Source organism: Paenibacillus castaneae (assembly GCF_002884445.1).
Classification (GTDB): domain Bacteria; phylum Bacillota; class Bacilli; order Paenibacillales; family Paenibacillaceae; genus Pristimantibacillus; species Pristimantibacillus castaneae.
Map to the genome: position 1 here is coordinate 2,026,874 of NZ_KZ614144.1, position 11,495 is coordinate 2,038,368.

The window sequence follows — 11,495 nt, forward strand, 5'->3', positions numbered from 1 at the left end:
TTTTTAAATAGTATACAGATGATTATCATTCCTGATATAATTGCTGTGATTGATAATCATTGTCACCTAAACGGGAGTGGACGGATTGTATTTAACGGATATACATCAAGGGGAAGAAGTACGCATTACGAATACGAACCGGATGAATGAGCTTGTTCAGCGTCGGCTATTGGATCTTGGAATTTTGGAAGGCTCTCTCGTTAGAATTAAGCATATTTTACCTTTGGGCGGGCCGATAGCGATTGAAACAAAAGGTCAATTAATAGGAATTCGCCGCCGAGATGCAAGAATGATTGGGGTTGAATGCATATGAACAATGTGGCTTTAGCAGGCAACCCCAATACAGGCAAAACATCATTATTCAACAGACTGACAGGTTCCTATGAATATGTTGGAAACTGGACAGGGGTCACGGTTGAGAAAAAAGTAGGAACTTTAAAAAATAACGGCGGCTATCTGGTCGATTTACCAGGTGTATATTCCCTGAACCCCTTATCTAAGGATGAAGGTGTCGCAACACATTATCTTCTATATGATCATATATCCCTTATATTAAACATTGTCGATGCTTCCCAATTAGAGCGTAACCTGTACTTAACTTTGCAGCTTTTAGAATATGGAAAACCGCTTGCAATCGGGTTGAATATGATAGATGTCGCGAAAACAAGGGGAATTCATATAGATGATCAGTGCTTAGCCGAACGTCTTGGTTGCACGGTGGTCCCCATTGTCGCACGTACTGGAGCAGGTTGTGATGATTTAGCCAACAAGCTCTCCTCTTCTGTGAATCAGCAAGCACCGCTTATAATCGACTATGGCCGCGCTCTAGAGGAATCCATTCATCAACTCATTTCTTTGCTTCCGGATGATCAACAATTACCACCGAGCAGATGGTTAGCGATTCAACTCCTAGAAGGAAACGGTTTAGTTCGCGAGCTGCTTTTGAAATATATATCTGAGCCTACACTGAATGAATGTGTGGAGCAAGCAGAAAGAAATATTAAATCGGAAACAATGTCACAATCGATCGCACATCATATTCGGACCATTCGAGGCAGTTATATTCAGTCTCTATTAGAAGGCTGCATGAGGGATACGAAGAAGCTTGCCTATACTGTGACAGATCGAATCGATAATATAGTGACTAATAGAGTGCTTGGTCTTCCAATTTTTCTATTATTTACTTATCTTATATTTAAACTAACGTTTGATTGGCTCGGGACACCCCTCTCAGACGGTTTGGATTATTTGATTACAGGGCCGCTAACAGACATCATTCATAGCTTACTATCAGCAGCAGGTGCAACTGAATTTATTGAAGCCCTTATTTTACAAGGCATTGTTGCAGGTGTTGGAGGAGTTATCGTTTTTGTACCGCAAATATTTATCCTATTCTTTATGATTTCATTTATTGAGGATTCAGGTTATATGGCACGTGTTGCCATGGTCATGGATAAAATTATGGAGAGCATCGGGCTAAACGGAAAAGCATTCATTCCTATGATTATCGGCTTTGGCTGCAATGTGCCCGGCATTATGGCGGCAAGAACGATTGAACAACCGAAGGAACGGCTCTTAACGATTATTTTAACGCCGCTTATGTCTTGTTCAGCAAGGCTGACCGTGTACAGTTTATTTGTCGGAGCATTTTTCAAACAAAATCAAGCATTAATTGTACTATCTCTTTATTTATTAGGTATTATTCTTGCTTTAACACTAGCGAAAATCTTTTCATCTACCATTTTAAAACAAAGCAGCTCTTTTTTTGTTATCGAATTACCGCCATATCGAATTCCGCAATTAAAAACATTATTTCAAAGCACATGGGAGAAAGGAAAAGGATTCGTTCGTAAAGCCGGTACCTTTATATTTGGAGGATCGGTTGTTATTTGGTTAATGACGTATGCAGGACCAAGCGGATTAAAAGTTCCGATGGATGAGAGCTTCCTAGCATTAATTGGCGGCGCCTTGGCTCCGATATTTAATCCGATTGGATTTGGCAACTGGCAAGCAGGGGCAGCTTTGTTAACTGGTTTTCTTGCAAAAGAAGTCGTTGTTTCAACCATGAATATTATTTACGTTGCTCCTGACATGCACACCTTACAGGGTGTAATGGTTGACTTTTTCACACCGCTATCTGCCTATAGCTTTCTAGCTTTCATCCTGCTGTATGTTCCATGCCTAGCAACTGTAGCAGCCATTAAAAAAGAAACAAATTCAGCAAAATGGACATGGTTTTCAGTTATTTATGCTCTTATCATTGCCTATATTGTTTCTATCCTTATTTATCAAGGTGGTCTCCTTCTGGGATTCCATTAATTTAGAAAGAAGGAAATCGATATGCTCGTGAGTATCATTCTTGGTACACTCATTTTTGGTTATGCTGTTTTCACCCTCTACCGATTTGTCAACAGAAGCAAAATGGGGAAATGTGCAGGATGTTCTCTCAGTGAAACATGTTCCACTGGCTGTTCAACGCCTTCAGCCAAGTAGCAGCATAAAATAAATTAAAGCGACCTTTTTCACTAGGGTTGCTTTTTTTTGTGTATTAGAAGTAAATAATTTGCTGTTGGTGTAAAATTCGGGTTGTGATTTTGATTATTCGCTTTTAATATTAGAATTGAATTAATGCGGGTGAGCGATAGTTAATATATCCATTAATTCAATCAGCAACAACAATACAAAATATGGCTTATTCCATAAGGGGGATCATAGTGTTAAAGCGTATTCGAAAGATAAGTCTGATAAAGCAAATTTTATATTTGCTGTACATTATGCTGATTATACTTTTAATTTCCTTTATCGTTTCCAATTCGATTGCAAAGAGCATAGTTGAGAAAAAGGTAACAGAATCGACAACGAAAATTTTACTTCAAGTGGAAGAAACAATGGAGAGCTTCTATAAGGATATGGACGGAATTTCGTATTCTCTCCTCTACAGTCCCACGATTCAATCCTATTTGGGCACGAATGAGATTTTATCGCGGATTCTTATGAACCAAGAAATAGCTGCTCAATTCTCAAGTACGCTTGCGTTGAAAGAAAATATGAGAGGCATACGAATTTATGATACAGAAGGCAAAATGGTTGCAAGTGTAGGGAAAGCGATTGAACCGACCGTGAAACGTCAAGTTTCAGAAATAGAGTATTCGGGCATATTCTCAGACAAGATGAACGGGTCCTATTATACGATTGCCGTACCGGTATACAATCTGCAAAACAACTATTTGTTAAGAGACTACCGCGGCATGTGCTTATTTATTATGGACGTCTCTAACTTCGACAGCATGTTGAAAAAATCCAAGATAACGCCGCATTCCAGATTAATGCTTGTCGATCACAACGATAAGGTGATAGCAAACTCTGATATTGAAAGCGGTTTAGAGAAATTTAATGCAGATAATTTGCGCGATGATAAGCGATATATTGTGCAAGAAATTACATTATCCTGTACCGGTTGGAAGATTATTAGCGTAATACCCAAAAACGAGCTCCTTCAGGATTTGGATATAATAAAGCGATTGAATGTTGCCACCTATGTAATCATTTTTTCGATTTTTTGTGTATTTTTATTAATATTTTACGGACGCATTCTAAAACCGATAAAGGCTTTAATGGATTTTATTCGGACTTATACGAAAAACGGGGGCCGAAGCCGTTTCAATGTTGTCTACCATAATGAAATCGGGGTGCTCGCTGATAACCTGAACAAAATGCTAGATGAGATTGATAGATTAGGCAGCGATGTTCAAATTGCCCAAAAGCAAATGTACGAGACTGAAATCGTGAAAAAGCAAATGGAGATTTCGGCTTATCGCAACCAAATCAATCCGCATTTCTTGTATAACACATTGGAATGCATACGCGCTATGGCCTTCTACTATAAGGCAGAGGACATTGCCGATATATCGGCCTCGTTATCGAATATGTTTCGATATTCAGTAAAGGGCGAAAACATAGTGTCCGTCTACGATGAAATCGTCCATCTCAAGGAATATGCGACTATTATCGATTTCCGGTTTAGAGGAAAAATACAGATTGCTGTGCAAGCGGATGAATCGTTATATTCGGAAAAAACGTTAAAAATGCTGCTGCAGCCGATCGTGGAAAACGCGGTTTTCCACGGTTTAGAGAAGAAGATCGAACCAGGAATGGTTACCGTACAAATTAGAAAAATTGGTCATAATCAAATTCGGTTTTCCATTATGGACAACGGATGCGGAATGGATGAGCATCGATTGAGCGTACTGCAAGCATGCCTGCACCAATACGAGGCTCCGGGTTTCATGACGAACATCGGAGACAAAGGCATCGGACTTGCTAATATATACCGCAGAATCAAGCTTTTTTATGGGGATCAGGCAGAAATGACGATTGACAGCACATTGAATGTGGGGACAACGGTGAGCATCACCTTCTCGTCTGATAAACAACTGTTGGAAACGGAGGATTTGCATGTATAACGTACTGATTGTTGACGACGAGCCATGGGTAGCTTATGGCATTGCGAATTTAATTAACTGGGAGAGCCTTGGCTTCCAAATAATCGGAGAAGTGCATGACGGTCTTACCGCTTTGGAGATTATCATCGACAAACAACCAGAACTCATCATTTCTGATATTAGGATGCCCGGGTTGGACGGTATTCAATTATTGGAAAAAATGAAAGAAAAGCAGCTGGATTCCAAGGTTATTCTTATTAGCGGATATGCTGAATTTGAATACGCGCAAAAAGCATTGAGGCTTGGCGCTTACGATTATTTATTAAAGCAGGTTGACAAGAACAAGCTTACGGAAACGGTATTGCGGTTAAAGGATGATTTGCAAAACAAGCAGCTAGCAGCTAATGAATTTGAAGTCATGCTTGACGATTTGTTCGAATGGCTGGAACCGGATAACACTATTACAGTCGGCAATTACTTGTCCAATAAAGGGATTGAGTCGGAATATCCACATTTTCGGTTTCTATGTAGTTTATATTCCTCTCCGATAGCTCCGCTATTCAAAGAAGGGATGATTCGGACGAAAGGCATAGATGTTATTAGGCTCCGTACAGGGCTGCATAAAGTATCGATCATATTAAGCTACGACGAAAGCAAGTCTCCTTTGCAATTTTTGAATTACATCACGGATTATTTATCCGATGCGCAGCACACGGGTATTAGCAGCATCGGCTTATTTTCGACTCCAATTGCTAAGCTTTATCAGGAATCCGATATTGCAATGTGCAGCACAGCCTTTCATCAAGGAGATAAGGTGATGTCGTATAAGCTGCAGGAGCTTTCTCCTGCGTTACGAAAGAAGATCATTCATTTGGAGCTATCCATTAAAGAACAGGCTCGCGAGCAAATTGAAAGCATGCTGGATTTGATTTGCGAGTATTGCAAGGAGCAGAGCTTAAATATCGATCAAATTTCAATGATTTACAACCAGATTGTTTCTGCTATTTACAAATATTACGGGAATTCTAATCGGAGCCTCGAAATCGAGCATCTTCATTATGAGCAGATTATTCGGTACTTCAGTACGATTGAACAGCTCTTCCATCGGCTTAAATCTTTTTTTGAGCTGTTAACCGAGGAAGAGGTGCAGATCCACAATGTTCAAGTGGAGAAAATTATTGATTATATAAATAGCCGCTATACTGAGGATATTTTACTGAGCTCGATTGCCAAAAATTTCAATATGAGTATCGGATATTTGAGTACATTGATCAAGAAAGAGACGGGAGCAACGTATTCGGACTATATCATGAACAAACGATTAGGCATGGCCAAAGATTTATTAAACGATCCATCGCTATCCGTCCATGATATTGTTCAGCGAGTCGGTTATAAGGATTATTTTCATTTCAATAAGCTATTCAAAAAACATTTCGGAATTACGCCGAGCAAGTATCGTAAGCTTTAGCGGTTGTTACGAACGAAACACCAAAATAAAAAAATGGGAACATGTGCCGGATCAAGCGGGAAAGATATGATGTAGAAGTTCAGACAAATAGATTTCAATAAAGGGAGGTTTTTTTCAATCATGAAAGGGAAATACACAGCGCTAGTATTGTTGGTGTTCTCGTTGCTATTCGCGGGCTGCAGTTCCAACGGAAATACTGAAAACGTTAACAAAGTTACTGGTGAAAACAGTGGAACTCAAACTCAGTCAAAGGCTGTTTGGTTCTCAACGGTAGATTTCTGGAATCCGCCTGCTACGTGGAGTACGGATCCGAATACGGTGCAAGGCGCGATAACGGAAAAAACAGGGTTAACGTTCGAGTTTAATATTCCTGCTCAAGACGGCGACACGAAGCTGAATCTAATGCTCGTATCCGGCGATAACTTTCCTGATGTTGTGACCGTTACGAATGACGTGCTCATCAAGAAGCTGATAGAAGCAGGCAAGGTTTGGGATTTGGAAGAGTTTCTGAAGAAATATGATCCGGATTCACATCTGTTGACAGACTTCCCAGCTGACGTGAAAGAAACCATTATTAGCCGGGATGGCGGATTCTACGCATATCCTAGCCATATCAACTCAGAAGATGCAAGAGCTGTGTATCCTCCATCGGGACAATTTTACATTGATCTTGTTGATTACGGATCTAATAACGGCATTCTGGTCAACGGAAATCTGTTGAAAGAGGCTGGTCTGACGATAGATGATATTAAATCTGAGTCTGGGCTCCTCGAGGCATACAAGAAGATGAAGGATTTGACGGTAGATGGGGCTCCTGTCATCCCTCTTTTAGTGGATGGAAAAGGATTTCAAGATCCTACATTAGGATTCCTTCAAGATACGTTTGGCGCAATGCCAGTTGACAAGGATGGAAATTTCCGAGATAAACTATTAGCTCCTGAAACGAAAGAAGCGCTGCAATTCCTCTATAAAGCACAGCAAGGGGAATATTTCGAACCGGGACAAATGACGGTCGATAATGCTGCGGTAAAGGCGGATATCGCATCCGGCCGAGTATTTACTTTCATTGGTAATACCGCAAATACATCTTTCCAACTGAACGATTATTGGACTTCCTCGGGACCGGTCTTGTCGGAAACAGGAACAACTCCCGTATTAGCCAAAGATAAAAGGGCTGGTGGCGGCTGGATGAAGACCTTTATTTCGAAGACGACCAAACAGCCTGAAAAGCTTGCCAAATGGATCAGCTTTATGACGAGCAAGGAAGGCATGCTGCTTCATATTTACGGGTTTGAAGGCATTCATTACAACTTCGACGGCGAAGGCCATCTGATTAAGACTGAGCAGGGGCTTAAGGATGCTGCTGAATATATGACAACTGGTTTAAGTGCATTTTGGCCATTTCATCATACAACTTTCTCGTATAGTATACAGCAAGCCCCAACTGAGGATACGGATTTAGAAGCGGTTACGGCAAACCGAGTGCAGGCTGCTTACGGAAAGTCGCAGGAAACTAAAATTTTCGACAGCGCTTCCTTTAACCTGCCGGCTGATTTATTCCCTGCTAGCAGCAATCTGGCTAATGACGAGCTTCAAATCAAAACGTATAAGGAAGCACAAATTGCGAAAATTATCATGGCCAAAAATGATGGTGAGTTCAGCAAACTGTATGACGATATGATCGTACAATTGAAAAAGCTGGGTATCGAAAATCTCGACAAGGAAAGAAACAAATACGTTCAAGATAAAAACAAAGAATACGGTATCAGCGTCAAGGGAATTAATTCCTAATCGCATCCTAGAATGAAAAAGGTGCCAAAGTGCGTCTAGAACGCCTTTGGCACTGGCAGTGTAAGAATGGAGGAAAAATGATGGCGCCGAGAAAACAAAAAGGATTCAGGCTCGGATATGATTTCAGAACACAGTTTGAGCTTAAGGTGATGCTCTGGCCCGCTGTGCTTCTTATTTTTTTATTTGATTTCACGCCTTTATTCGGTTTATTGATTGCCTTTAAAAACTATGAGCCTATTATGGGGGTTCAAGGAATATTTACAAGCGGGTGGAATGATTTTCAACACTTTATTCGAGTATTTCAAAATTTTCAGTTTTGGCCAATGGTTAGAAATACACTTGGAATCAACCTCTTAGGGGCGTTGGTAGCCATTCCGATTACAATAGTGTTCGCTTTATTGTTAAACGAAATCAAGCATCCCAAATTCAAATCGCTAGTCCAGACCGTGACTTATCTCCCGCATTTTCTTTCATGGGTTATTTTTGGCGGGTTATTTATAACGCTGCTCAATTCGACTGGAATTGTTAACTTTCTGCTTTTGGAATTTCACCTCATCGACAAGCCGATTCAGTTTTTGGCTGATCCCAAATATTTTTGGGGAGTCGCAATAGGTACAGGATTGCTGAAGGATATAGGCTGGGGCGCCATTCTTTATTTAGCAGCGATGGCCGGCGTAGATCAAAGCCTATATGAAGCGGCAGCGATTGACGGGGCTGGGCGCTTCAAGCGCATGATCAATATTACTATTCCGGGAATAATGCCGACACTGATGGTGTTGATCATATTTGCCGTAAGCGGCATGCTGAATAATAATTTTACGCAAATTTACGTATTGCAAAATTCATTGAATTTGCCGACAAGCCAAGTAATCGATACGTTCGTGTATCAAACAGGATTGCTTCAATTCCAGTTTGCATCCGCAACGGCGATCGGACTGTTAAAAACGGTATTTGCGCTAATGCTTCTAATCGGCGCAAATGCGCTATCGAAAAAAATAACAAAAACAGGTTTGTTCTGAGGAGAGGTCTACATGGTTGGAGGGAAAAGCCTAGGAGAACGCGTATTTAATCTATCAACCTTCTCGATCATGATCATTCTGATGATTGTGACATTATATCCTTTTTGGTTTTCATTGATCGGTTCATTGAACAGCGGGGCGGATTTGGCAAGAGGTCCGATATTTCTTTGGCCGAGGGAATTTACTTGGGGCAGCTGGAACGCTGTGCTTTCGGATGCAGGCATGCTCAAAGCACTCTGGATTACGGCTTCGCGAACGTTAATCGTAACCTCGGTTTCCATCCTGTATACAGCGATGTTCGCCTATGCTTTTTCTCGTTCATATCTGAAGGGAAAGAAGTTCTATATCGTAATCGGATTCGCCAGCATGTATTTCAGCGGAGGTATCATACCTTCCTTTATGCTCATGAATTGGCTGGGATTGTATGACCATTATCTTGTATATATTCTTCCTTCACTCTTCGGCGGCTTCTGGAATGTCATTATTTTCAATGCAAACTATAAGGCGATTCCCGATGCGCTGTTCGAGTCGGCCAAGATGGATGGAGCAAGCGAATTTAGAATTTTTCTGCAGATCGTCGTTCCTCTCTCGAAGCCGGTGCTTGCTGCACTGGCCGTATTTACAGCAGTCAATATCTGGAATGATTACGGTACGACCCTTTACTTTACGCAATCGAACCATTTGCAGACACTGCAGTATATGATTCTGAGGCTGATTCAATCCAATCGGGCTGTTGAAAATATGATGAGCTTGCAGGGCTCTAATCTTGCGGTGGCATCGTTATTGAATAATACGAAGGGACAAGGAGCTGTAACAGCCCAGACGATTGAGCTGGCGGCAATGGTCATCGCTTCGCTTCCTATGATTATCATGTATCCTTTTGCGCAGCGTTTCTTTGTTAAAGGTGTATTAGTAGGGTCAGTGAAAGGATAAGGAGGGGCAGGAGAAATTATGAGCAATCAAGAACAATACGCTGGATATTTATTTGCCTATTTCAAAGGAGAAGGCTTTGAGGATGGTGAGCAGGTGTATATGGCACTAAGCCGAGGCAATGACGCGCTCGCTTGGCATGAACTGAACGGCGGACGTCCGATTCTTACTTCCCAGCTAGGTGAGTGTGGTGTGCGTGACCCCTATTTGGTTCGTTCACCGCATGGAGATTCGTTTTATTTAATTGCGACGGATCTGAAGATACATGGCAGCGGCGATTGGAGTCGAGCTGTTTCGGCGGGCAGCCGCTCGATTATGGTTTGGAGGTCGGAGGACCTCATTCATTGGTCCGACCAGGCGATGGTAGAAGTCGCGCCAGCAGGAGCGGGTTGTGCTTGGGCTCCCGAAGTTTTTTACGATCATGATGAAGGGGTATACAACATATTCTGGGCTTCTATGCTTGAAGGCGAAAATACGGGTGGAGATACGACAAGTTACCATCGGATGATGTACGCCCAAACGCAGGATTTTATTTCGTTCAGCAAGCCCGCCGTCTACATGGATTATGGTTATTCGGTTATCGATACGACCATGATTGAGGATCGCGGGACCATTTATCGGATCAACAAAGGCCATAACGTCATGCAGGAAGCGGGTGTTTCCTTCTTGGATCCGAGCTACACTTTAATTAATAGCACCGTAGAGCAGCCGTTTATGGTCCGAGGCGAAGGGCCGATCATATTCAAATCAAATACGGAAGAGAAGTGGTATTTATTTATCGATGAATATGGTCTCCGGGGTTATATTCCTCTTGAAACGACGGATCTGAGTTCCGGTGTCTGGTCATTGCCAGCGCAGTATGACTTGCCGCCATGCCCACGACACGGCTCGGTCATACCAGTTACCATTTCCGAATATGAAAGGTTGCTCGAACGATATGGAGGAGAGGTTGATGCAAATGAATAAGCAAAGCCCAACAATAATCGGTGAATGGGCGGACCCATATTTGTTGAAGGACGGGGACGATTATTATCTGTATCCAACGAAAGACAGCCAAGGATGGCAGTATGAGAAATTTCATGTGTTTCACAGCAAAGATTTGGTGAATTGGGACGGGTCTTATTTGGCATTGGATCTGAACGATGTCGGCTGGGCGAAAACATGTGCCTGGGCTCCGGGAGTTAATAAATATAAGAATAAGTATTATATGTACTTTTCTGCGGAGGCTCAAATCGGAGTCGCCGTCTCCGATTCACCGCTTGGACCGTTCAAGGATCTGCTTGGTAAGCCGTTACTCACCAAGAATGAATATGATTGCCAAAGCATTGACGCGGACTTGTTCGTGGACGAGGATGGTCAGCCATACCTCCTATGGGGACAAGGGAAATGCTGGATCGCACCACTCAATGATGATATGGTTTCCTTCAAATCGAAGCCCTTACAGTTATCCGAGCAGTTATATGCAAACAGGGGCAAAGATTCTAACATATTCGATACCAGTGTTTATAATGAAGGACCGCATATGCAGAAAATCAACGGGACTTACCTGCTTACGTGGAGCAACTACGATACGCGCGACCCGAGATACCAGATTTGTTTTGCAACTAGTAATCATATCTACGGGCCGTATCAAATGCCTGAGGATAACCGCGTGACGCAAGCCTCAGAAACGTATTTTGGGACGGGCCATGCATCAATGGCGGAATATCAAGGGGATTGGTACCTTTGTTATCATCGTCTGATCGATCCAGCAACAACGGTGCTGCGAGAAACATGCATCAGTAGAATCGAGTTTATTGAGAATAAACCGATCGTAGACGTTGATCGCTGGAAATAAGCAGAGGC

Annotated in this window: 10 protein-coding genes; all 10 read left to right on the forward strand. The window is 42.1% G+C overall.

The genetic code is table 11. The features are described 5' to 3' along the window. Positions 1-85 precede the first annotated feature (85 nt). On the forward strand, positions 86-313 hold the full coding sequence (locus tag CEF13_RS08650; protein ID WP_102710312.1) for a FeoA family protein: 228 nt from the start codon (positions 86-88) through the stop codon (positions 311-313). Beyond that, positions 310-2,319 (forward strand): ferrous iron transport protein B, encoded by a 2,010-nt coding sequence (feoB, locus tag CEF13_RS08655; RefSeq protein ID WP_424991964.1) that lies wholly within the window; start codon positions 310-312, stop codon positions 2,317-2,319. The genes CEF13_RS08650 and feoB overlap by 4 nt, the downstream gene beginning before the upstream one ends. 21 nt (positions 2,320-2,340) lie before the next feature. Beyond that, positions 2,341-2,493 (forward strand): FeoB-associated Cys-rich membrane protein, encoded by a 153-nt coding sequence (locus tag CEF13_RS08660; protein ID WP_102710314.1) that lies wholly within the window; start codon positions 2,341-2,343, stop codon positions 2,491-2,493. Between the two features lie 221 nt (positions 2,494-2,714). Beyond that, positions 2,715-4,463, forward strand: a complete 1,749-nt coding sequence (locus CEF13_RS08665) for a sensor histidine kinase (RefSeq protein WP_166742805.1) — start codon at positions 2,715-2,717, stop codon at positions 4,461-4,463. Then, on the forward strand, positions 4,456-5,910 hold the full coding sequence (locus CEF13_RS08670; RefSeq protein ID WP_102710316.1) for a response regulator transcription factor: 1,455 nt from the start codon (positions 4,456-4,458) through the stop codon (positions 5,908-5,910). The genes CEF13_RS08665 and CEF13_RS08670 overlap by 8 nt, the downstream gene beginning before the upstream one ends. 120 nt (positions 5,911-6,030) lie before the next feature. After that, positions 6,031-7,701 carry an extracellular solute-binding protein gene (locus tag CEF13_RS08675; protein ID WP_102710317.1) on the forward strand — a complete coding sequence of 557 codons (1,671 nt, stop codon included), beginning with the start codon at positions 6,031-6,033 and terminating at the stop codon, positions 7,699-7,701. Positions 7,702-7,781: 80 nt separating this feature from the next. After that, positions 7,782-8,720 (forward strand): ABC transporter permease, encoded by a 939-nt coding sequence (locus tag CEF13_RS08680; protein ID WP_243864520.1) that lies wholly within the window; start codon positions 7,782-7,784, stop codon positions 8,718-8,720. A gap of 12 nt (positions 8,721-8,732) precedes the next feature. Beyond that, positions 8,733-9,653, forward strand: a complete 921-nt coding sequence (locus tag CEF13_RS08685) for a carbohydrate ABC transporter permease (protein WP_102710319.1) — start codon at positions 8,733-8,735, stop codon at positions 9,651-9,653. 18 nt (positions 9,654-9,671) lie between these two features. Further along, the gene (locus tag CEF13_RS08690) at positions 9,672-10,616 is read left to right on the forward strand and encodes a glycoside hydrolase family 43 protein (RefSeq protein WP_102710320.1); all 945 of its coding nucleotides are present in this window, start codon (positions 9,672-9,674) and stop codon (positions 10,614-10,616) included. Beyond that, positions 10,609-11,487: a family 43 glycosylhydrolase gene (locus CEF13_RS08695; RefSeq protein ID WP_166742806.1), complete on the forward strand. Its 879-nt coding sequence runs from the start codon at positions 10,609-10,611 to the stop codon at positions 11,485-11,487. The genes CEF13_RS08690 and CEF13_RS08695 overlap by 8 nt, the downstream gene beginning before the upstream one ends. The last annotated feature ends 8 nt before the right edge of the window (positions 11,488-11,495 follow it).